Source organism: Kitasatospora sp. NPDC098663 (assembly GCF_044760075.1).
Lineage (GTDB): Bacteria > Actinomycetota > Actinomycetes > Streptomycetales > Streptomycetaceae > Kitasatospora.
The window spans coordinates 25,116-47,265 of sequence record NZ_JBIWAP010000054.1; the positions used below are offsets into that span (position 1 = coordinate 25,116).

The 22,150-nt window shown below is 70.7% G+C and carries 16 protein-coding genes and 1 tRNA gene; 15 read left to right on the forward strand and 2 right to left on the reverse strand.

All coding sequences use genetic code 11. The features are described from left to right. The first annotated feature begins 63 nt into the window (after positions 1 to 63). The 13 genes from rplK to ACIQVZ_RS36965 all read left to right on the forward strand — a co-directional run bounded on the left by rplK (position 64) and on the right by ACIQVZ_RS36965 (position 16,999). The gene (gene rplK, locus ACIQVZ_RS36905) at positions 64 to 498 is read left to right on the forward strand and encodes a 50S ribosomal protein L11 (RefSeq protein ID WP_063348931.1); all 435 of its coding nucleotides are present in this window, start codon (positions 64 to 66) and stop codon (positions 496 to 498) included. Between the two features lie 77 nt (positions 499 to 575). Continuing rightward, positions 576 to 1,298, forward strand: coding sequence for a 50S ribosomal protein L1 (rplA, locus tag ACIQVZ_RS36910; protein WP_350877051.1), 723 nt, complete (start codon positions 576 to 578; stop codon positions 1,296 to 1,298). Positions 1,299 to 1,469: 171 nt separating this feature from the next. Then, on the forward strand, positions 1,470 to 2,255 hold the full coding sequence (locus ACIQVZ_RS36915; protein ID WP_402456278.1) for a hypothetical protein: 786 nt from the start codon (positions 1,470 to 1,472) through the stop codon (positions 2,253 to 2,255). A 111-nt stretch (positions 2,256 to 2,366) separates the two neighbouring features. Then, complete coding sequence (locus tag ACIQVZ_RS36920; RefSeq protein WP_350877055.1) at positions 2,367 to 3,179, forward strand: hypothetical protein; 813 nt, start codon at positions 2,367 to 2,369, stop codon at positions 3,177 to 3,179. 127 nt (positions 3,180 to 3,306) lie between these two features. Continuing rightward, on the forward strand, positions 3,307 to 4,170 hold the full coding sequence (locus ACIQVZ_RS36925) for a hypothetical protein (RefSeq protein WP_350877057.1): 864 nt from the start codon (positions 3,307 to 3,309) through the stop codon (positions 4,168 to 4,170). 366 nt (positions 4,171 to 4,536) lie between these two features. Then, positions 4,537 to 5,100 carry a 50S ribosomal protein L10 gene (gene rplJ / locus ACIQVZ_RS36930; protein ID WP_063348937.1) on the forward strand — a complete coding sequence of 188 codons (564 nt, stop codon included), beginning with the start codon at positions 4,537 to 4,539 and terminating at the stop codon, positions 5,098 to 5,100. Between the two features lie 84 nt (positions 5,101 to 5,184). Next, positions 5,185 to 5,568 (forward strand): 50S ribosomal protein L7/L12, encoded by a 384-nt coding sequence (gene rplL / locus ACIQVZ_RS36935; protein WP_208869184.1) that lies wholly within the window; start codon positions 5,185 to 5,187, stop codon positions 5,566 to 5,568. Positions 5,569 to 6,289: 721 nt separating this feature from the next. Then, entirely contained in the window at positions 6,290 to 9,766 is a 3,477-nt protein-coding gene (gene rpoB / locus ACIQVZ_RS36940; protein ID WP_350877059.1) for a DNA-directed RNA polymerase subunit beta, read from the forward strand. Between the two features lie 98 nt (positions 9,767 to 9,864). Then, positions 9,865 to 13,758, forward strand: coding sequence for a DNA-directed RNA polymerase subunit beta' (locus tag ACIQVZ_RS36945; protein WP_350877062.1), 3,894 nt, complete (start codon positions 9,865 to 9,867; stop codon positions 13,756 to 13,758). 143 nt (positions 13,759 to 13,901) lie between these two features. Beyond that, positions 13,902 to 13,975: transfer RNA gene (locus ACIQVZ_RS36950), tRNA-Met, on the forward strand. Positions 13,976 to 14,332: 357 nt separating this feature from the next. Next, positions 14,333 to 15,520, forward strand: coding sequence for a sensor histidine kinase (locus tag ACIQVZ_RS36955; RefSeq protein ID WP_402456281.1), 1,188 nt, complete (start codon positions 14,333 to 14,335; stop codon positions 15,518 to 15,520). Then, entirely contained in the window at positions 15,517 to 16,197 is a 681-nt protein-coding gene (locus tag ACIQVZ_RS36960; RefSeq protein ID WP_402456283.1) for a response regulator, read from the forward strand. Before ACIQVZ_RS36955 ends, ACIQVZ_RS36960 begins: the two co-directional genes overlap by 4 nt. Before the next feature lie 190 nt (positions 16,198 to 16,387). Next, positions 16,388 to 16,999, forward strand: a complete 612-nt coding sequence (locus ACIQVZ_RS36965; protein WP_402456285.1) for a hypothetical protein — start codon at positions 16,388 to 16,390, stop codon at positions 16,997 to 16,999. A gap of 48 nt (positions 17,000 to 17,047) precedes the next feature. On the opposite strand, the gene ACIQVZ_RS36970 is transcribed toward ACIQVZ_RS36965, so the two are convergent. Continuing rightward, on the reverse strand, positions 17,048 to 18,844 hold the full coding sequence (locus ACIQVZ_RS36970) for a DUF2201 family putative metallopeptidase (RefSeq protein ID WP_350877070.1): 1,797 nt from the start codon (positions 18,842 to 18,844) through the stop codon (positions 17,048 to 17,050). Continuing rightward, on the reverse strand, positions 18,841 to 19,905 hold the full coding sequence (locus ACIQVZ_RS36975; RefSeq protein ID WP_350877072.1) for a MoxR family ATPase: 1,065 nt from the start codon (positions 19,903 to 19,905) through the stop codon (positions 18,841 to 18,843). The genes ACIQVZ_RS36970 and ACIQVZ_RS36975 overlap by 4 nt, the downstream gene beginning before the upstream one ends. 112 nt (positions 19,906 to 20,017) lie before the next feature. On the opposite strand from ACIQVZ_RS36975, the gene ACIQVZ_RS36980 reads away from it, so the two are divergent. Both ACIQVZ_RS36980 and ACIQVZ_RS36985 read left to right on the forward strand, forming a co-directional pair. Next, entirely contained in the window at positions 20,018 to 20,758 is a 741-nt protein-coding gene (locus ACIQVZ_RS36980) for an SIR2 family NAD-dependent protein deacylase (protein WP_402456287.1), read from the forward strand. Between the two features lie 81 nt (positions 20,759 to 20,839). Then, positions 20,840 to 22,054: a cytochrome P450 gene (locus tag ACIQVZ_RS36985; RefSeq protein WP_402456289.1), complete on the forward strand. Its 1,215-nt coding sequence runs from the start codon at positions 20,840 to 20,842 to the stop codon at positions 22,052 to 22,054. Positions 22,055 to 22,150 lie beyond the last annotated feature (96 nt).

A 22,150-nucleotide genomic window follows, 5' to 3' on the forward strand; every position in this document is an offset into this window, starting at 1 on the left:
GGCCGGGTGTCGCCCCGGCTCCGCACACACCAGCACTCACCTCTCGGAAGGACCCGGAGAGACATGCCTCCCAAGAAGAAGAAGGTCACGGGGCTTATCAAGCTCCAGATCAACGCCGGTGCGGCCAACCCGGCGCCGCCGGTCGGCCCCGCGCTGGGCCAGCACGGCGTCAACATCATGGAGTTCTGCAAGGCCTACAACGCTGCGACCGAGTCGCAGCGCGGCATGATCGTGCCGGTGGAGATCACGGTCTACGACGACCGTTCCTTCACCTTCATCACGAAGACGCCGCCGGCCGCGCGCCTCATCCTGAAGGCCGCCGGTGTGGACAAGGGCTCCAGCGAGCCGCACAAGACCAAGGTCGCGAAGCTCACCAGCGCCCAGGTCCGCGACATCGCGACCACCAAGATGCCCGACCTGAACGCCAACGACCTGGACGCGGCGGAGAAGATCATCGCCGGCACCGCCCGGTCGATGGGCATCACCGTCGAGGGCTGACCAGCTCTTTTCGTCCCTGTGGTAGGGCCTGCGCAGGCCCGTGATACCACGACTCCCATCACCATTCAGGAGCAGCAGTGAAGCGCAGCAAGGCTCTGAAGGCCGCGGACGCTCAGGTCGACCGCGACCGCCTCTACGCCCCCCTCGAGGCCATCCGCCTCGCCAAGGCGACCAGCACCACCAAGTTTGACGGCACCGTCGAGGTCGCCATGCGTCTGGGCGTCGACCCGCGCAAGGCCGACCAGATGGTCCGCAGCACCGTGATCCTCCCGCACGGCACCGGTAAGACCGCTCGGGTCCTGGTCTTCGCGACCGGTGACCGTGCCGAGGCCGCGCGTGCTGCGGGCGCCGACATCGTCGGCTCCGACGAGCTGATCGACGAGGTCGCCAAGGGCCGCCTGGACTTCGACGCCGTCGTCGCCACCCCGGACCTCATGGGCAAGGTCGGCCGCCTCGGCCGCGTGCTCGGTCCCCGTGGTCTGATGCCGAACCCGAAGACCGGCACCGTGACCCCGGACGTCGCCAAGGCTGTCAACGACATCAAGGGCGGCAAGATCGAGTTCCGCGTCGACAAGCACTCGAACCTGCACTTCATCATCGGTAAGGCCTCCTTCACCGACGAGCAGCTGGTCGAGAACTACGCTGCCGCGCTGGACGAGGTGCTCCGCGCCAAGCCGTCCGCCGCCAAGGGCCGCTACATCAAGAAGACCGCCATCAGCACCACGATCGGCCCCGGCATCCCCGTGGACCCGAACCGCACCCGCAACCTCTTCACCGAAGAGGACCCGGCCGCGGTCTGAGCCGATCGGCTCTGAAGCAGTCTGTACAGCGGGCCCGTACCCCCTTCACCGGGGGTGCGGGCCCGCAGTCGTTTCCGGATCGGGACGGGGGTGGATGGGAACGGTTGACCGAAGCGTCGTACGCTCTGCCGGTCAGATCATGTGCAGAACGTGTGACCGTCGGAGCGTGCCGTGCCGCCCACCCTTCGCCCCGCCGCCGCGGTGGCCACCCTGCTGCTGATCGGTGCCACCACCGGGTGCAGCCTGCTGGCCGCCCCGGGAACCCGCACCCCCGACGGCGACCCCGCGCCCGTGCCGCCCCGCAAGGTGGTGCTCGCCGCCGCCCAGGCGCTGGACGACGCCGGCGGCGCCCGGATCGACGTGGTCGAGGAGGGCCCGGCCGGCCGCCGCACCGCGAGCGGCACCCTGACCTGGGGCGCCCGGGACGAGGGCGCCCTGACCGTCACCGACGAGCAGGGCACCGGGCAGCTGACCCTGAAGGACGGCGCACTCGACCTCAGCTACCAGGGCGCCCCGCCCAAGCACGCGGACCGGGACGGCGCCGAGTCGCTCGATCCGCGGGCGACCACCGGCCCCGGCGGCTACGCGGGTGGCTGGATGACCGCCCTGGTCACCAACCCGGGCAGCCGTGCGTACGAGATCGCGCAGGCCGGGACGCTCGGTTCGCTCGGCGGCGAGCAACTGGCCGGGATGACCGTGGCGCACTACCAGGGCACCACGCCGGTGGCCGAATACTTCGGCGCGGACCAGGAGTTGACCCCGGCGCGACTCGCCGCGGTGGTCGACTGGTACAGCCGGCGAGGGGTGTCGGTGATCGGTTACGACGTCTGGGTCGGGCCCGGTGAGCGGCTGCTGAGACTGCGTGAGACGGCCCGGGGGAGCGACGGCACCACGGTGACCACGACGGATGTCTCGACCCCCGGAGAAGGCGACGCGCCCCCTGTCGAAACCGGGTGACGGGAGGGGGCTGTACGGCACGTGGGGGATCTGGCGATCCGTTAGAGTCCGCGTGAGAAGAAGCCGAAAATCGGTTCTTCATCGGATCGTTCGGATCTCACGGGGGACTCCATGCGCGCTGCGCGCCTCGCCTCGACCGTCGTCACCGCGGCCGTGCTGCTCGGTGCCGTCACCGCCTGCGGCAGCAAGGGCGGCGACGCCAAGAGCGGCGACGCGGCGCCGACCGGAGACCCCAAGGCCGCGCTGGCCGCCTCCGCCCTGGTGATGCAGAAGGCCGGCAACGGCAAGGTCACCATGGTCTCCCCGGACGGCTCGACCCACACCGCGGGCAGCGGCGACGCCGACTGGAAGGACCCGAACCGGACGGCCGTCGACCTGACGGGCGAGGTGGAGACCAAGAAGATCCGGTTCCGGGTGATCGGGACCGACGGCTACCTCGGCGGCGGCGACACCGAGGCCGCCGCCATGGGCGGCAAGCACTGGATCAAGCTGCCCGCCTCGAACGAACTCGGCAACGGCGTCCTGCTGATGAGCCAGCTGCTCAACCCGGTCGCCCAGCTCGGGCTCGCCGCGCAGAGCGGCAAGCCCGCCAAGGTCGGCCAGGAGAGCCTCGACGGCGTCCAGGCCACCCACCTGCGGGTGGTCGAGGAAGCCTCCGCCATGGTGGCCGGCATGCCGGGGCTCACGGCCGACCAGCGCACGGCCGTCCAGAAGTCCCTGGAAGAGGACGGCAGGACCCTCACCATCGACTTCTGGCTCAACGGCCGGCAGGAACTCGTCCAGTACCAGGAGTACGGCGACAAGAACGGCGAGCACGACGCCGTCACCGTCAAGTACGCGGACCTCGGCAAGGCCTCGAAGATCGACGCCCCCGCCGCCACCGACCTCGGCAGCGAGACCGACCTCCTCAAACTGCTCGGCTGACACGGTGGAACTGGCCGAGCCGGCGAAGTTGGGCAAGGGGGGCGCCACCGGCTGATCCGGGGCAGGGTGGCAAGGTGGCCGGAACGAAAGCCGCCGACGCGGCGCCGGGGCGAGAGGGGACCAGACGATGGCGGGACGACGGCGGTTGGCGGCGCTGGCCGCGGTCGTCCTGCTGGCGAGCGGGCTGGCCGGCTGCGGCGGGGGTGGCGGCACGCCGGCCACGCCCTCCGGCAGCCCGAGCCCGACCAGTTCCTCGTCGACCGAGGCGGCCAAGCCCAGCGACCGCTCGCCGCACGGCGTCCTGGTCTCCGCCCAGCTGGCCATGCAGACCGCCCGCCGGGCCAAGGTCAGCTACCGGCTGGGAGCGGACGCCGGGGCCGGGCCGCTGTTCTGGCAGCCCAAGACGGCGCTCCAGATCAAGCGCTCCACCCCGGCCGACGCCGAGCAGCTGATCGTCGTGGACACCGTCGCCTACCAGGGCGGTGACGCCGCCACCGCGGCCCGCCAGGGCGGCCGGCACTGGGAGCGCTTCTCCGTCCCGCCGGACCCGGACGGCCACCGGGAGGTCCCGTACGCGGGGCTGATCGACCTGCTGAACCCGGTCGAGGCGCTGGCGGCCGCCACCGCCGACGGGGTGGACCCGCGGTTCGTCGGCGAGGAGAAGTTCGACGACTCGACGGTCGAGCACTACCGGATCACCACGACCGCCGAGCGCTACGCCGCCGCCCAGACCCAGCTGACCCAGGCCCGCCGGGACGGCCTGCGGGCCGCGCTGGCCCCCGGCGGCTCGATCTCGCTCACCGTGGACCTCTGGCTCAACGACAAGGACCAGCTGGTCCGGCTCCAGCGCACCGGCAGCGGTGACAGCGGCCAGGCGGACGACTCGATCCTCTACTCCGACTTCGCCGGCGCCCTGCTCTCGGTGCAGGCCCCGGCCGAGGCGGACACCGTGGACACCGGGCCCCGGACGGTCTCCCCACTGGCCCGCTGAGCCCCGTCCGGCCCGGCCGGCCCGGCGGGGATCGGCCGTTCAGGGGCGATTTGCCCCGGACGGCCGAGTCCGGTTACTGTTACCGAAGCCAAAGACCGCTGGTTGTCACCGTGCTCGCGAGGGATTCGGTGGCCGAAGGATCTGCGCTTCGTCGCAGGCAGCCCGCGCAGGTGTGTCTGGAGCTTCGACTTCCGGGTCCGCGTTCGCGCGAACATCCGTTGAGGTCGTTTCGAGCCCCGTGCGCCCTGCGCACCGGGGCTCATCTGCTTTTCCGCAGGCTTTCCTTCCGTCCGGTTGGTTCGAGGCGTGAATGGTCGACTTTCGCGGTCGGCCGGATTTCGACATCACGGAAGGAGGCGTAAGCCTATGGCAAGGCCCGACAAGGCTGCTGCCGTCGCCGAGATCACGGACAAGTTCCGTGGCTCCTCCGCGGCGCTGCTGACCGAGTACCGCGGTCTCTCGGTGAAGCAGGTCAAGACCCTGCGTCGCTCGCTCGGCGAGAACGCCGAGTACGCCGTGGTGAAGAACACGCTGACCAAGATCGCGGCCAACGAGGCCGGGATTTCGGAGCTCGACGACCTGTTCAACGGTCCGACGGCTGTCGCCTTCGTCACCGGTGACCCGGTGGAGTCGGCGAAGGCTCTGCGTGACTTCGCCAAGGAGAACCCCGCTCTCATCATCAAGGGCGGTGTCCTTGACGGTAAGGCGCTGTCCGCCGATGAGATCAAGAAGCTCGCGGACCTCGAGTCCCGCGAGGTGCTGCTCGCCAAGCTGGCGGGTGCCCTGAAGGCCAAGCAGTCCCAGGCTGCCGCGCTCTTCCAGGCCCTGCCGTCGAAGCTCGTCCGCACTGTGGACGCGCTGCGCGACAAGGTCGAGCAGGGCGGTGCCGGTACGCCGGCTCCCGCCGCCGAGGACGCCGCCGCCGAGTAATCGGCAGGCTCACGCCTCGCTGCGGGCCCGTGCCCGCCCCACCCGTACATACGGCATCACCTGCCGATTTAGTGGAAGGACGCCATCATGGCGAAGCTGTCCCAGGACGAGCTGCTCGCGCAGTTCGAGGACCTCACCCTCATCGAGCTCGCTGGCTTCGTGAAGGCCTTCGAGGAGAAGTTCGACGTCACCGCCGCCGCCCCGGTCGCCGTTGCCGCCGCCGGTGGCCCGGCCGCCGTTGAGGCCGTCGAGGAGCAGGACGAGTTCGACGTCATCCTCGATGGTGCCGGCGACAAGAAGATCCAGGTCATCAAGGAGGTGCGCACCCTGACCTCCCTCGGCCTGAAGGAGGCCAAGGACCTCGTTGACACCGCTGGTGCCAAGGTCCTGGAGAAGGTTGCCAAGGACGTTGCCGAGAAGGCCAAGGCCGCCCTCGAGGGTGCCGGCGCCAAGGTCACCGTCAAGTGACTTCTCGCCCCCTCTGAGGGGGCCTGAAGCCGGGCCGATCACCCTTGTGGGTGGTCGGCCCGGCTTTTTCGCGTTCCCGGCCCTGGGCGGCCCTGGACGGCCCCTGGGCCGGTCCGCGGCCGGGACGCGCCGGTGTGGCCGAGAGCCCACTCGGCAGCGTCGGTGCGGACGGGTATGGTGATCACCGTCATCGACTGTGGCCCCCACCACGGCTTCTGTAACGCCGGGGGGCGTCCGGCCGATGGACGGGTCGAGGTCCGCACCGCCTGCGGGCCCTTGACGAACCCGGCGAGGCGCGCGATTCTCAAGGCGCGAGTCCGCCCGGTTGGTTTGCCTCTGGATGCATAACCAGTGGCTCAGGCGGGAAATGACTCCACGTGAGTTATGGGGCCCGGGCAGTGCCCGGGCCGGTGCAGTACCCGGTGGGCGTTCGCGTCCGCCGGCTACCGGGAGGAGTCTCCGATTCGGTTTCCGAATCAGAGCTGGACAGCAGTGTGCCCTTTGGCTACACTGTCCCTTTGCGCTGCCTGTTAGCTGCTCCGTGACTCGTCGCCCGGAGTTTGCGTTGCCCTGAAGGGGTCTGGCATCGCCTCCGCAAAGCGGCTCTGACCTGGGATTCCGATCCCGGCGGAGGCCAGTGGCGAGGGAGGCGGGACCAAGCCCGTGAAGGCCCGGCTGGTACGCGCGTAGTGAGCTCCGAGCCCTCGGAAGGACCCCCCTCTTGGCCGCGCCGCGCAACGCCTCGAACAATTCCGCCGCATCCACCGCCCCGCTCCGCGTCTCCTTCGCGAAGATCAAGGAGCCCCTCGAGGTCCCCAACCTCCTGGCCCTGCAGACCGAGAGCTTTGACTGGCTGCTCGGCAATGCGGCCTGGAAGTCCCGGGTCGAGGCGGCGCTGGAGAACGGTCAGGACGTCCCCACCAAGTCCGGTCTGGAGGAGATCTTCGAGGAGATCTCCCCGATCGAGGACTTCAGTGGGTCGATGTCGCTGACCTTCCGCGACCACCGTTTCGAGCCGCCGAAGAACTCGATTGACGAGTGTAAGGACCGCGACTTCACGTTCGCGGCTCCGCTCTTCGTCACGGCCGAGTTCACCAACAACGAGACCGGTGAGATCAAGTCTCAGACGGTCTTCATGGGCGACTTCCCGCTCATGACCCACAAGGGCACGTTCGTGATCAACGGCACCGAGCGTGTCGTCGTGTCGCAGCTGGTCCGCTCCCCGGGCGTGTACTTCGACTCCACCCTGGACAAGGTGTCCGACAAGGACATCTACTCCTGCAAGGTCATCCCCTCGCGTGGTGCCTGGCTGGAGATGGAGATCGACAAGCGCGACATGGTCGGCGTCCGCATCGACCGCAAGCGCAAGCAGTCCGTCACCGTGCTGCTCAAGGCGCTCGGCTGGACCAACGAGATGATTCTCGAGGAGTTCGGCGAGTACGAGTCCATGCGCAACACCCTGGAGAAGGACCACACCCAGGGCCAGGACGACGCGCTGCTGGACATCTACCGCAAGCTGCGTCCTGGCGAGCCGCCGACGCGCGAGGCCGCGCAGACGCTTCTGGAGAACCTGTACTTCAACCCGAAGCGCTACGACCTCGCCAAGGTGGGCCGCTACAAGGTCAACCGGAAGCTGGGCAACGCCGAGTCGCTGGACTCCGGCGTGCTCACCGAGCCCGACATCATCGGTGCGATCAAGTACCTGGTGAAGCTGCACGCCGGTGAGACCGAGTGGAACGACCAGACCGGTCGCGACATCGTGGTCGAGGTCGACGACATCGACCACTTCGGCAACCGTCGCCTGCGCAACGTCGGCGAGCTCATCCAGAACCAGGTCCGTACGGGTCTCGCCCGTATGGAGCGCGTCGTGCGCGAGCGCATGACCACCCAGGACGTCGAGGCGATCACGCCGCAGACCCTGATCAACATCCGGCCGGTCGTCGCCTCCATCAAGGAGTTCTTCGGCACCAGCCAGCTGTCGCAGTTCATGGACCAGACGAACCCGCTGTCGGGCCTGACCCACAAGCGCCGTCTGTCCGCCCTCGGCCCCGGTGGTCTCTCCCGTGAGCGCGCCGGCTTCGAGGTCCGTGACGTGCACCCCTCGCACTACGGGCGCATGTGTCCGATCGAGACCCCCGAAGGCCCGAACATCGGTCTGATCGGGTCGCTGGCCTCGTACGGCCGGGTCAACGCGTTCGGCTTCATCGAGACCCCGTACCGCAAGGTCATCGAGGGTGTCGTCACGGAGCAGGTCGACTACCTCACGGCCGACGAGGAGGACCGCTACGTCATCGCGCAGGCCAACGCCCCGCTGACGACGGAGCTGACCTTCGCCGAGCCGCGTGTCCTGGTCCGCCGCCGTGGCGGCGAGATCGACTACATCCCGGGCACCGAGATCGACTACATGGACGTCTCGCCGCGCCAGATGGTGTCGGTCGCGACCGCCATGATCCCGTTCCTCGAGCACGACGACGCCAACCGCGCGCTCATGGGCTCGAACATGATGCGCCAGGCGGTGCCGCTGCTGAAGAGCGAGGCTCCGCTGGTCGGTACCGGCATGGAGTACCGCTGCGCCGTCGACGCCGCGGACGTCATCACCGCCGAGAAGGCCGGTGTCGTCCAGGAGGTCTCGGCCGACTACGTCACCGTCGCCAACGACGACGGCACGTACACCACGTACCGCGCCGCCAAGTTCACCCGCTCCAACCAGGGCACCGCCTTCAACCAGAAGGTGCTCGTGGACGAGGGCGCCCGGGTCGAGTCCGGCCAGGTGCTGGCCGACGGCCCGTGCACCGACGAGGGCGAGATGGCCCTCGGCAAGAACCTGCTCGTGGCGTTCATGTCGTGGGAGGGTCACAACTACGAGGACGCGATCATCCTGTCGCAGCGCCTCGTGCAGGACGACGTCCTCTCCTCGATCCACATCGAGGAGCACGAGGTCGACGCCCGTGACACCAAGCTCGGCCCCGAGGAGATCACCCGGGACATCCCGAACGTCTCCGAGGAGGTCCTCGCCGACCTCGACGAGCGCGGCATCATCCGCATCGGCGCCGACGTCGTCACCGGCGACATCCTGGTCGGCAAGGTCACGCCCAAGGGCGAGACCGAGCTGACCCCGGAGGAGCGCCTGCTCCGCGCGATCTTCGGTGAGAAGGCCCGTGAGGTCCGCGACACCTCGCTGAAGGTGCCGCACGGTGAGTCCGGCAAGGTCATCGGCGTCCGCGTCTTCGACCGCGAAGAGGGCGACGAGCTGCCCCCGGGCGTGAACCAGCTGGTCCGCGTCTACGTGGCCCAGAAGCGCAAGATCACCAACGGTGACAAGCTCGCCGGCCGTCACGGCAACAAGGGCGTCATCTCGAAGATCCTGCCGGTCGAGGACATGCCGTTCCTGGAGGACGGCACCCCGGTCGACATCATCCTCAACCCGCTGGGTGTCCCGTCCCGAATGAACCCGGGACAGGTCCTGGAGATCCACCTCGGGTGGCTCGCCAAGCAGGGCTGGGACGTCTCCGGCCTCGCCGACGAGTGGGCCCAGCGCCTCCAGGCGATCGGCGCCGACACCGTCCAGGGCGGCACCAACCTCGCCACCCCGGTCTTCGACGGCGCCCGCGAGGACGAGATCACCGGCCTGCTGGACAACACCACCCTCACCCGTGACGGTGAGCGCCTGGTGAACTCCACCGGCAAGGCCCGGCTGTTCGACGGCCGCTCCGGCGAGCCGTTCCCGATGCCGGTCTCGGTCGGCTACATGTACATCCTCAAGCTGCACCACCTGGTCGACGACAAGCTGCACGCCCGTTCGACCGGTCCGTACTCGATGATCACCCAGCAGCCGCTCGGTGGTAAGGCGCAGTTCGGTGGTCAGCGCTTCGGTGAGATGGAGGTGTGGGCCCTTGAGGCGTACGGCGCTGCTTACGCGCTGCAGGAGCTGCTCACCATCAAGTCCGACGACGTCCTCGGCCGCGTGAAGGTCTACGAGGCCATCGTCAAGGGCGAGAACATCCCCGAGCCCGGCATTCCCGAGTCCTTCAAGGTCCTCATCAAGGAAATGCAGTCGCTCTGCCTCAACGTGGAGGTGCTGTCCTCGGACGGCCAGTCCATCGAGATGCGGGACTCCGACGAGGACGTGTTCCGCGCCGCCGAGGAGCTCGGCATCGACCTGTCCCGGCGCGAGCCGAGCAGCGTCGAAGAGGTCTGACGGAGGTTGGGCCGGCTGCCCGAGCAGCCGGCCCGCCCCCAGGCCCCCCTCAGACCACATGAACGACTCTCGACTTACGAAAGAGGGCTTGACGACCAGTGCTTGACGTCAACTTCTTCGACGAGCTCCGCATCGGCCTGGCCACCGCCGACGACATCCGCCAGTGGTCGCACGGCGAGGTCAAGAAGCCGGAGACCATCAACTACCGCACCCTGAAGCCCGAAAAGGACGGACTCTTCTGCGAGAAGATCTTCGGCCCCACCCGGGACTGGGAGTGCTACTGCGGCAAGTACAAGCGCGTCCGCTTCAAGGGCATCATCTGTGAGCGCTGCGGCGTCGAGGTGACCCGCGCCAAGGTGCGCCGTGAGCGGATGGGCCACATCGAGCTGGCCGCCCCGGTCACCCACATCTGGTACTTCAAGGGCGTGCCGTCCCGCCTTGGCTACCTGCTCGACCTGGCGCCGAAGGACCTCGAGAAGGTCATCTACTTCGCCGCCTACATGATCACCTGGGTCGACGACGAGCGCCGCCAGCGCGACCTGCCGTCCCTGGAGGCGCACGTCTCGGTCGAGCGCCAGCAGATCGAGAACCGCCGCGACTCCGACCTCGAGGCCCGTGCCAAGAAGGCCGAGACCGACCTGGCCGAGCTGGAGGCCGAGGGCGCCAAGGCCGACGTGCGCCGCAAGGTGCGCGAGGGCGCCGAGCGCGAGATGAAGCAGCTGCGCGACCGCGCGCAGCGCGAGCTCGACCGCCTCGACGAGGTGTGGGCCCGCTTCAAGAACCTCAAGGTCCAGGACCTCGAGGGCGACGAGCTGCTCTACCGCGAGCTGCGCGACCGCTTCGGCACCTACTTCTCCGGCTCGATGGGCGCGGCGGCCCTCAAGGACCGCCTCGAGACCTTCGACCTGGCGGAGGAGTCCGAGCGCCTGCGCGAGATCATCCGCACCGGCAAGGGCCAGAAGAAGACCCGTGCGCTGAAGCGCCTCAAGGTCGTCTCCGCGTTCCTGCAGACCACCAACAAGCCCAACGGCATGGTGCTGGACTGCGTCCCGGTCATCCCGCCGGACCTGCGTCCGATGGTGCAGCTGGACGGTGGCCGCTTCGCGACCTCCGACCTGAACGACCTGTACCGCCGCGTGATCAACCGCAACAACCGCCTGAAGCGGCTTCTCGACCTCGGCGCGCCCGAGATCATCGTGAACAACGAGAAGCGCATGCTCCAGGAGGCCGTCGACGCCCTGTTCGACAACGGCCGTCGCGGCCGTCCGGTCACCGGCCCGGGCAACCGCCCGCTGAAGTCCCTCAGCGACATGCTGAAGGGCAAGCAGGGTCGTTTCCGCCAGAACCTGCTCGGCAAGCGCGTCGACTACTCGGCCCGTTCGGTCATCGTCGTCGGCCCGCAGCTCAAGCTGCACCAGTGCGGTCTGCCCAAGGCCATGGCGCTGGAGCTCTTCAAGCCGTTCGTGATGAAGCGCCTGGTCGACCTGAACCACGCGCAGAACATCAAGTCGGCCAAGCGCATGGTCGAGCGGGCCCGCCCGGTCGTGTGGGACGTGCTCGAAGAGGTCATCGCCGAGCACCCCGTCCTGCTGAACCGTGCGCCCACCCTGCACCGCCTCGGCATCCAGGCCTTCGAGCCCCAGCTGGTCGAGGGCAAGGCCATCCAGATCCACCCGCTCGTCTGCACCGCGTTCAACGCGGACTTCGACGGTGACCAGATGGCCGTCCACCTGCCGCTCTCCGCGGAGGCGCAGGCCGAGGCCCGCATCCTGATGCTGTCCTCGAACAACATCCTGAAGCCGGCCGACGGTCGCCCCGTCACCATGCCGACCCAGGACATGGTGCTCGGTCTGTTCTTCCTGACCTCGGACCGGGAGACGGTGAAGGGCGGTGGCCGTTCCTTCTCCTCGACCGCCGAGGCCGTCATGGCCTTCGACGCCCGCGAGCTGGACGTCCAGGCCCCGATCGAGCTGCGCCTGCCGGCCGGCACCGTCCCGCCGCGCGGCTGGACCCCGCCGGTGGACGAGGAGGGCCAGACGGCCTGGTTCGACGGCGAGCCGTTCCGCCTGACCACCACCCTGGGCCGCGCGCTCTTCAACGAGCTGCTGCCCGAGGACTACCCGTTCGTCGACTACGAGGTGGGCAAGAAGCAGCTCTCCGCGATCGTCAACGACCTGGCGGAGCGCTACCCCAAGGTCGTCGTCGCGGCGACCCTGGACAACCTGAAGGCGGCCGGTTTCCACTGGTCGACCCGCTCGGGTGTCACCGTCTCGATCTCCGACGTCGTCGTCCCGCCGAACAAGCCCCAGATCCTCGAGGGCTACGAGGCGAAGGCGGAGAAGGTCCAGCGTCAGTACGAGCGCGGCCTGATCACCAACGACGAGCGCAAGCAGGAGCTCATCGGCATCTGGACCCAGGCGACCAACGAGGTCGCCGAGGCCATGAACGAGAACTTCCCGAAGACGAACCCCATCTTCATGATGGTCGACTCGGGTGCTCGTGGAAACATGATGCAGATGCGCCAGATCGCCGGTATGCGTGGTCTGGTGTCGAACGCCAAGAACGAGACCATCCCGCGACCCATCAAGGCGTCGTTCCGTGAGGGTCTCACCGTGCTGGAGTACTTCATCTCCACCCACGGTGCCCGTAAGGGTCTGGCGGACACCGCCCTCCGTACCGCCGACTCCGGCTACCTCACCCGTCGTCTGGTCGACGTCTCCCAGGACGTCATCATTCGCGAGGAGGACTGCGGTACCGAGCGCGGCCTGAAGCTGGCGATCGGCACCGTCGGTGCGGACGGCGTCCTGCGCAAGGCCGACGACGTCGAGACCAGCGTCTACGCCCGCATGCTCGCCGAGGACATCACGGTGGACGGCAAGCTCCTTGCCACCGCCAACACCGACCTCGGCGACGTGCTGATCGACGAGCTGATCCGCCACGGCATCGGCGAGGTCAAGACCCGCTCGATCCTGACCTGCGAGTCGGCCGTCGGCACCTGCGCCTTCTGCTACGGGCGTTCGCTGGCCACCGGCAAGCTGGTCGACATCGGTGAGGCGGTCGGCATCATCGCCGCCCAGTCCATCGGTGAGCCCGGTACCCAGCTGACGATGCGTACCTTCCACACCGGTGGTGTGGCCGGTGACGACATCACCCAGGGTCTGCCGCGTGTCGTCGAGCTCTTCGAGGCCCGTACCCCCAAGGGTGTGGCCCCGATCTCGGAGGCCACCGGCCGGGCGCGGATCGAGGACACCGAGAAGACCCGCAAGCTCGTCATCACCCCGGACGACGGCAGCGACGAGATCGCCTACCCCGTCTCCAAGCGTGTGAAGCTGCTGGTCAGCGAGGGCGAGGCGGTCGAGGTCGGCCAGAAGCTGACCATGGGTGCCACCAACCCGCACGACGTCCTGCGCATCATGGGCCAGCGTGCCGTCCAGATCCACCTGGTCGCCGAGGTCCAGAAGGTCTACAACTCGCAGGGTGTGTCGATCCACGACAAGCACATCGAGATCATCATCCGGCAGATGCTCCGCCGCGTGACGATCATCGAGTCGGGCGACGCCGAGCTGCTCCCGGGCGAGCTCGTTGAGCGCGGCCGCTTCGAGACGGAGAACCGTCGCGTGGTCGCCGAGGGCGGTCACCCCGCCTCCGGCCGTCCGCAGCTGATGGGTATCACCAAGGCCTCGCTGGCCACCGAGTCCTGGCTGTCGGCCGCCTCCTTCCAGGAGACGACCCGGGTCCTCACCGACGCGGCGATCCACGCCAAGTCGGACCCGCTGCTGGGCCTCAAGGAGAACGTCATCCTCGGTAAGCTCATCCCGGCCGGTACGGGTCTGCCCCGCTACCGCAACATCCGGGTCGAGCCGACCGAGGAGGCCAAGGCCGCGATGTACTCGGCCGTCGGCTACGACGACTACGACCTGTCGCCCTTCGGCGCCGGCTCCGGCCAGGCGGTTCCGCTGGACGACTACGACTACGGCCCGTACACCGGCTGAGTCCGACGTTCGGCTGTCAGGGCGGTCACCCCTTGCGGGGTGGCCGCCCTGCGGCGTTCCCGCTGCGGGGCCCGGGGCCCGGTGGCCCCGCGGGAAACGGATTAGGTTCCCCGGCGGAAGTCGCGTAGAGTCGTGTTCACCGACGCGGGGTGGAGCAGCTCGGTAGCTCGCTGGGCTCATAACCCAGAGGTCGCAGGTTCAAATCCTGTCCCCGCTACTCAGTAGCAACGAAGGGCCCGGAGGCATCAAGCCTCCGGGCCCTTCGTCGTTCCCGGCTCCGGCCCCTCCCTCGTGCGGGGGAGGGGCCGGAACCGCTCCGGTGGGGGAGGCGGAGGAGGGGGCGGCCGGGGGAGGCTTCGCGGGTCGGGACGACGGGGCTTTCGAAGGGGGCCGGGCATGAAGCGGGTACGGGGCGCGATGGCGGCCGCGGGGGCGGCGCGCAGCATCACGGCGGGTACGGGCGCCGGCGGGGTGTCGGTCGGCGGTGTCTGACCGGGCCGTTCCGGAGGTCCTGCCGGTAGGGCATGATCTTCTCCGCGGGGGCGGTGCCCCCGGACCCGGGGGAGGGGCGGCGGTGGTGCGAGCGGCGCGCTGGCGGAGCTGGTCGGCCGGGCTGAGTCCGTACGTGCTGGACTCGCTGCTGGCCGTGGCATCGGCCGGGATCTCGCTCTGGGCGGTCGGCAACGACGACCGGGCCTGGCCGTGCTGGATCTACCTGCTGGCGGTGTCCACCGCGCTGTCGCTGCCCTGGCGGCGCCGGGCGCCGCTGGCCGCGTTGGCGGCGGGCAGTGTGGCCATCATGGCGCTGTCCGTGGTGGCGCACTCGGCGAGTCCACAGGTGCCGCTGGCCGGGGTGATCGGCATCTACACGGTGGCGGAGCGCTCCCCGGACCGGCAGCGCTGGACGGTGCTGGCGGTGGTGGTGATCGCCAACGTGATCGGCACCCACTCGCCCAACGGCATGCTGTTCAGCCTGCTCACCTCGGTCGGCTCGTTCGTCTTCGGCTCGCTGGTGCGCGCCCAGCGGCGGCTGACCCGGCTGGAGGCCGAGCGGGCCCGCGAGGCGGGGGAACGGGCGGCCAGTGAGGCGGGCCGCGCGGTGGTGGAGGAGCGGGCCCGGATCGCCCGGGAGATGCACGACATCCTGGCGCACGCCGTCTCGCTGATGATCATCCAGGCCGAGGCCGGGCCGCTGGTGGTGCACGCCAACCCGGACCGGGCGATCCGCGCCTTCGACGCCATCGCCGACACGGGCCGCGACGCGATGGTCCAACTGCGGCGCGTCCTCGGAGTGTTGAAGGAGGAGGGGGCCGGTCCTGAGCTGGCCCCGCAGCCCCGGCTGGCCGAACTCGCCGACGTGGCCGAGCGGGTGCGCCGGGCCGGACCGGCGGTGGAGCTCGAACTGGCCGACGGGCTGGGCGCGGTGCCCGCCGACGTCCAGGCCGCGGCGTACCGGATCGTGCAGGAGGCGCTGACCAACACGGTCAAGCACTCCGGCGCCGACCGGGTGGCGGTCCGGGTGCGGCGGTCCGGGGACACCATGGAGGTCGTGGTGTCCGACAACGGGCGCGGGCTGCCGGTGACCGCCGGCGGCGCGGTGAACGGCTGGTCCGGCGGCCGCGGGCTGGTCGGCATCCGGGAGCGGGCGGCGGCCTGCGGCGGACGGGCCGAGGCCGGACCCGGACCGGAGAACAAGGGCTTCCTGGTGAGTGCCCGGCTGCCGTTGGGGGTGGCGGGCGTGGTGGAGAAGGCGGGCGGATGAAGCCGATTCGGGTGGTCGTCGCGGACGACCAGGAGCTGGTGCGGGCAGGGTTCGGGATGATCCTGGACGCGCAGCCCGACATCGAGGTGGTGGCCGAGGCCTGTGACGGCGCCGAGGCGGTCGAGGCGGTCCGCGCCCACGGCCCGGACGTCCTGCTGCTGGACGTCCGGATGCCGGTCATGGACGGGCTGGAGGCGGCCCGCCGGGTCTGCGCCGAGTTCCCGTCCACCAAGGTGATCATGCTGACCACCTTCGACGCCGACGACTACGTCTTCGACGCGCTGTACGCGGGCGCCAGCGGTTTCCTGCTCAAGGACGTCCGGCGGGACGACCTGGCGCACGGGGTGCGGATGGTGGCCTCCGGGGAGGCGCTGCTCGCGCCCTCGGTGACCAGGCGGCTGATCGGCGAGTTCGCCGCCCGCCGCCCGGGCTCGCCCGAGCGGGCGGTGCGGCCGCCGTCCAAGCTGCTGGAGCAGCTCACCCTGCGCGAGCAGGAGACCCTGCGGCTGCTGGCGCGCGGGCTCTCCAACGCGGAGATCGCGGCCGAGCTGGTGGTCAGCGAGCACACGGTGAAGACGCACGTCAGCAATGTGCTGAGCAAGCTGGGGCTGCGGGACCGGGTGCACGCGGTGGTGTTCGCGTACGAGGCCGGCGCGGTGGTGGCGGGGGAGGCGTAGGGACTCTCCTACGGGGTCCTGGCCGGCGGGAGGGGCCCGGCCGGGACTCCCCCGTGCGGGGGAGGCGGCGGGTTCGCCGGTACGGGCGATCCGCGACGAGGGGTGCGGCGGACAGCATCTGCGGTGTCGGAACGGACCACGGGCCACCAGCCACCTGCCGGGGCCGCGGATCACCACAGGAGATCGTCGGATGAACACCCCGCAGCAGAACCGCCGCACCGCCTACGCCGTCGTCGGCGCCCCCGCCCTGATGGCTCTCTACGGGGGGATCCGGCTGGTCCCGGGCTCCCGGGCTCCCGGCCTCGGCTGGACGGTCGGCCACACCGCGATGTTCGCCGGGCTGCTGCTGTTCGCCCCGGTCCTGCTCGCCCTGCGCGGGCTGCTCGCCCAGCGCGGCACCACGGCCGGGCGGCTCGCGGCCGGTGCCGCGCTCGGGACGGCGTTCGCCGGCCTGGCGGCCTCGCTGGTGCAGATCGGGATCGACCTGTACGTCGGCCTGGCGGCGGCGGACAAGGCCGAGCAGTCGCGGATGTTCGACCGGGTCCAGAGCGTCCCCGGGGCGCTGCCGGTCGTCTACCAGATCGGCCCGCTGCTGTTCTACGTCGGCCTGCTGGCCCTGCTGGTCGCCGCCGCGGTGGGCGCGGCCCGGACGCTGCCCTGGTGGAGCCCGGTGCTGATGCTGGTCGGCACCGCCGCCTCGGGGGTCGACCTGGCGCTGATCCCGGTGGCCGCGGTCTGCTACCTGGTGGCGCTGGCCCCGCTGGTTCGCCGCGCCGCCGGGCCCCGCCCGGCAGTGGTCTGACCGGGCGCCCCGTACGGGCGGCCGCTCCCACGGGGGAGGGGCCGCCCGTCAGCTCATCCGGAACACCGGTCCGCGCGGGGTGAACGGCAGCCCGGCGCCCCGGGGGACGAGGAAGGCGTGCTCGCGGCGTACCCGCAGCACGTCGCAGGCGCCGTCGGTGATCACCAGCACGGGCGCCCCGCGCGGGAAGTCCTCGGCCCGCTCCAGCAGGTCGACGCCCGGCTGGAGTACGGTGCCGCCGCGCCCGCGCACCCGGACCCGGCCGGCGATCTCGCCGACCGGGACGTACCCGGCGTCGTGCGGTGCGGCGTCGCAGTGCACCACCCGGGCCGCGGGCACGTCCCGGGCGGCCGCGTACGAGGCGATCGCGCCGAGTGCCTTGCCGAGCAGGACCCGGTTCATCGAGCCGGAGGTGTCCAGGACGACGCCGAAGGTGCAGCGCGGCACCTCCTCGGGCGGGTGGTAGCGGCCGGCCCGGGGGATGTCCGGGGTGGCGGACTGCCGGCGGGCCGGGCGGGAGTAGCTGCGGACCGGCTCCGGGCGGGGCACGAACTCGTCGAACCAGCGGGCCAGCCGGGCGTCCCAGGGCAGCGGCGGATGGGCGAGGGCGCGGATCTCCTCGACCAGCCCGGCGGGCAGCAGGCCGCGTTCGCGCTGGTGCAGCTCGAAGCCCTGCTGGAGGCCGCGGCGGTAGAAGTCGTCGAGGTCCACGTAGTCGCGCGGGCCGCGGTCCAGCGGTGCGCCGAGGATGTCCGGGCGGTTCTTGCCGGCCAGGGTGGCGAGCCGGCGGATCCGGCGCTCGTCGCGGACGATCCGGTCGTACACCTCCTCGGCCGACAGCCCCTTCAGCTGCGGGTCGTGCAGCAGGCCTTCCGGCATGTCGCCGACGCCCATCTCCAGCAGCCAGCCGTTGATGACGTAGTCGGCGGCGACGTTGAAGAGGAACGGGTCCCGGCCGCCGCGGCGCTCGCCGTGTCGCAGGGCGGCGTGCAGCATCTCGTGGCCGAGGACGAACCGCCACTCCTCGTCGGTGTGCTGGCGCAGCGGGTTGATGTAGACCTCGCCGGCCTCGGCGTTGACGGCGGCGATGGTGATGCCGTGGGCGCGGGCCAGTTCGGCGTCGGCGACGACGGTGAGGCCGGCCGCGATGCCGCCGAGCAGCGGGTAGGAGGACACGAACCAGCCGAGTGCCCTGGTCCACGGCCGTTCGGGCAGGAGCTCGCCGGTCTCCTGGTCGATCCGGCCGCCGGCCCGGTCCATCGCGGCGGACATGGTGCGGGTGAGTGCGGCGGCGAAGGCCGCCGACCAGTCCTGCGGGGTGTGGCCGTGGTCCTGCCACTCGACCAGCAGCTGGTCGTGGTCCGCGGCGCCGGCCGTCCCGGCGTCGGCGGGCGGCAGGCCGTCGCGGCGCCAGCGGGAGGCCAGCTCCTCCTCGTCGCCGCCCGGGTACTCCTGCGGGAGGGCGACCGGGGGGCGGCCGACCGGGAAGGTCGCGAGGAAACGGTTCACCACCGCGCAGCGGGCCGCCTCCTCGTAGACGTCGGGCTGGACCCGGACACCCCGGGCGGCCGGGACGTGGCCGAAGCCCAGGTGCAGCAGGCAGTGCGCCAGCACCCAGGCCCACTCCTCCGGCTCGGCCCGGCGGCGCGGGTTGACGTGCACGGTGCCGTCGGAGTCGACCACCGCCCAGCCGCCGGGCGGGGCCAGCCCGCAGTCGTCCCGGCGGCAGAAGTCGGCGGGCACGGCGTCGAAGGCCGGATTCCGGCGCAGCAGCCGGACTCCCTCGGCGAAGACCTCCGCGCCCGGGTCCGGCTTCTTCGCACCCTTGTGGACGGAGGGACTCACCGGCGGGCCTCGACCAGCCGGGGCATGTCCCGGGCCGCCTCGATCAGGAACCAGGAAGGCAGCACCGGATTGCCGTCCGCGCCGTCGGCGATCACCGTCTGGGCGACCTCCACCGAGATCTCGGCCAGCTGCACCAGCAGCGACTTGGCCCGGAAGGCGGTCTGGCGCTGCGCCCCCGAGGCGTGCTCCTTGCCGGCGGGCAGCTCCTTGACCAGGCGGCCGCGGAAGGCGTCGGCCAGGTAGTAGAGCAGGTCGCGGTCCTCCAGCCGGTGCGGCCAGCGGGCGTCGCCCTTGAGGATCGCCTCCAGACCGTACGCGTTGCGGACGATCTTGGCGTAGCCGCAGAAGGCGATCGCGTGCTGCGGGGTGAGCAGCCCGTACGCGAGCACCTTGAGGGTCTCCTCGTCCAGGGTGGGGCCGAAGGAGTGCAGGGCGTCGGAGAGCATGTGCCAGGCGCGCGGGGTGGAGAACGGCTCCTCGGTCTTCGGCGGGGCGGACCACAGGTGGTCGGGCCGGTCGGTGACGTAGTCGATGACCCAGGGGTGGATGCCGGCGCCGGCCGCCCAACGCAGCCAGTCCGCGGCGCTGGCCCGCAGGTGCACGTGGACCATGCGGTTGACCAGCGCGGACGCCATCGGCCGGGCGAGCGCGCCGTCGGTGGCTCGGTTCCCGGCGCCGATCACGATCGAGCCGGGCGGCAGCTCGTACGAGCCGATCCGGCGGTCCAGGATCAGCGAGTAGAACGCCTTCTGGACGTCCGGGGTCGCCGCGTTGAGCTCGTCCAGGAACAGGCAGTACGGCTCGTCGCGGGCGATCTGCTCGGGCGGGCAGAACCGGGAGCGGCCCTGCGGGGTCAGCTGCGGGACGCCGATCAGGTCCTCTGGCGCGAGCTGGGTGCCGACCAGGCTCACGCACTCCAGACCGAGCGACTCGGCGAACTCCCTTACCAGCGAGGACTTCCCGATCCCGGGCGCGCCCCAGAGGAACACCGGCCGGACGGTGGCCAGCCCGAGCAGCAACTCGGGAATCTGGACGGGCGAGACGCTGACTGCTCCCTGCACGGGGCTCCTTGGCAAGTGGTGGGGTGACCGGCCCAGTGTGCGGCGGCGGTTGACGCGGCGCACCCGGATTTTCGGTGGCGCCCCGAACCGGCCCGCCCGTACCGTCCGGGGCATGAACGCGAAACGCCCCCTGATCGCCGTCCTCACCGGCGCGGGCATCTCGACCGACTCGGGCATCCCCGACTACCGCGGCCCGCAGGGGCTCTGGCAGCGCGATCCGTCGGCCCAGGACCTGGTCACCATCGGCCCGTACCGCGCCGATCCCGAGGTGCGGCGGCGGGCGTGGCGGCTGAGGCTGGAGACGGGCGCGCTGGGGGCCGAGCCGAACGCCGGGCACCGGGCGCTGGTCGATCTGGAGCGCTCGGGGCTGCCGCTGCGGGTGCTCACCCAGAACGTGGACGGGCTGCACCAGCGGGCCGGGCTGGCCCCGCGCAAGGTGCTCGAACTGCACGGCACCGCACTGGAGGTGCAGTGTCTGGGCTGCGGGGCGACGGGGCCGATGGCGGAGGCGCTGCGGCGGGTCGAGGCGGGCGAGCCGGACCCCGACTGCCGGGCGTGCGGGGGGATCCTGAAGCCGCGCACGGTGATGTTCGGCGAGAGCCTGGACCCGGAGGTGCTCGGGCAGGCCGACTCGATCGCCCGCGCCTGCGACGTGTTCATCGCGGTCGGTACCAGCCTTCAGGTGTTCCCGGTGGCCGCGCTGCCGTACGACGCGGTGCGGACGGGGTCGAAGCTGATCATCCTGAACGCCGAGCCGACGCCGTACGACGAGGCCGCCGACGAGGTCATCCGCGAGCCGATCTCCCAGGCGCTGCCGGCCCTGGTGCGGAGGCTGGTGGCGGAGGGGCTCTGAAGAAGGGGCTTAAAAAGGGGTGAACCGCATGCGTACGATGATCCTTCCGGCTCCCCCCTCATGGCCTGGAGTGATCGAGCGATGACGACGACGGCGAAGTTCGACCCCTGGTCGGCGGCGTTCGTGGCCCACCCGTACGACGCGTACGCCGAGTTGCGCGAGCACGCGCCGGTGACGTACTTCGAGCCGACCGGGCAGTGGCTCGTCTCGCGGCACGAGGACGTCAGCGCGCTCCTGCGCGACCGGCGGCTCGGGCGCACCTACACCCACCGCTTCAGCCACCAGGAGTTCGGGCGGCCCGAACCCGACCCGGCGCACGAGCCCTTCCACACCCTCAACGACTTCGGGCTGCTCGACCTGGAGGCCCCCGACCACACCCGGATCCGCCGGCTGGTCTCCAAGGCCTTCACCCCGCGCATGGTCGAGGGCCTGCGGCCGACCGTCCAGCGGCTCGCCGGGGAACTCGTCGACGGCCTGCTCACGGTCGGCGGCGGCGACCTGATCGCCTCCGTCGCCGAGCCGCTGCCGGTCGCCGTCATCGCCGAGATGCTCGGCGTGCCGGAGAGCGACCGGCACCTGCTCCGGCCCTGGTCCGCCGACATCACCGGCATGTACGAGCTCAACCCGAGCGAGGAGGCCGCCCGCAAGGCCGTCACCGCGAGCACCGAGTTCTCCGACTACCTGCGCGCCCTCATCCGCGAACGCCGCACCGCCCCCGGCACCGACCTGATCAGCGCGCTGATCCAGGCCCAGGAGGGCTCCGACGCGCTCAGCGAGCAGGAGATGATCTCCACCTGCGTGCTGCTGCTCAATGCCGGCCACGAGGCGACCGTCAACACCACCGGCAACGGCTGGTGGGCGCTGTTCCGCAACCCCGGTGAACTCGCCCGGCTGCGCGGCGCGACCGACGCGCTCCTGCCCACCGCCATCGAGGAGCTGATGCGCTGGGACACCCCGCTGCAGCTGTTCGAACGGTGGGTCCTGGAGGACATCGAGCTGCGCGGCGTCACCATCCCGCGCGGCTCCGAGGTCGCCCTCCTCTTCGGCTCCGCCAACCGCGACCCCGAGCGCTTCACCGACCCCGACCGCCTCGACCTCGGCCGCACCGACAACCCCCACATCACCTTCGGCGCCGGAATCCACTTCTGTCTCGGCGCCCCGCTCGCCAGACTGGAACTCACCGAGTCCTACGGCGCCCTCCTGCGCCGCGCCCCCGGCCTGCGCCTGGCCCGCGAACCCGAGTGGAACCCGGGCTACGTGATCCGGGGCCTCAGGGAACTGGTGGTCGAGGTCTAGACCCAATGCCGGTGACTTTGTGGTCGGTGTCTCGTTGGTTGTGGTGTGGCGAGGGTGGGGCAGGTCAAGTCGCCTGCGAATGAGCGGGTATCGGAC

Excerpts from the sequence above, each read along its gene's own strand:
- rplK (WP_063348931.1), top strand. The coding sequence starts at position 64 with ATGCCTCCCAAGAAGAAGAAGGTCACGGGGCTTATCAAGCTCCAGATC.
- ACIQVZ_RS36925 (WP_350877057.1), top strand. The coding sequence starts at position 3,307 with ATGGCGGGACGACGGCGGTTGGCGGCGCTGGCCGCGGTCGTCCTGCTG.
- ACIQVZ_RS36985 (WP_402456289.1), top strand. The coding sequence starts at position 20,840 with ATGACGACGACGGCGAAGTTCGACCCCTGGTCGGCGGCGTTCGTGGCC.
- rplJ (WP_063348937.1), top strand. The coding sequence starts at position 4,537 with ATGGCAAGGCCCGACAAGGCTGCTGCCGTCGCCGAGATCACGGACAAG.
- ACIQVZ_RS36960 (WP_402456283.1), top strand. The coding sequence starts at position 15,517 with ATGAAGCCGATTCGGGTGGTCGTCGCGGACGACCAGGAGCTGGTGCGG.
- ACIQVZ_RS36965 (WP_402456285.1), top strand. The coding sequence starts at position 16,388 with ATGAACACCCCGCAGCAGAACCGCCGCACCGCCTACGCCGTCGTCGGC.
- ACIQVZ_RS36920 (WP_350877055.1), top strand. The coding sequence starts at position 2,367 with ATGCGCGCTGCGCGCCTCGCCTCGACCGTCGTCACCGCGGCCGTGCTG.
- ACIQVZ_RS36980 (WP_402456287.1), top strand. The coding sequence starts at position 20,018 with ATGAACGCGAAACGCCCCCTGATCGCCGTCCTCACCGGCGCGGGCATC.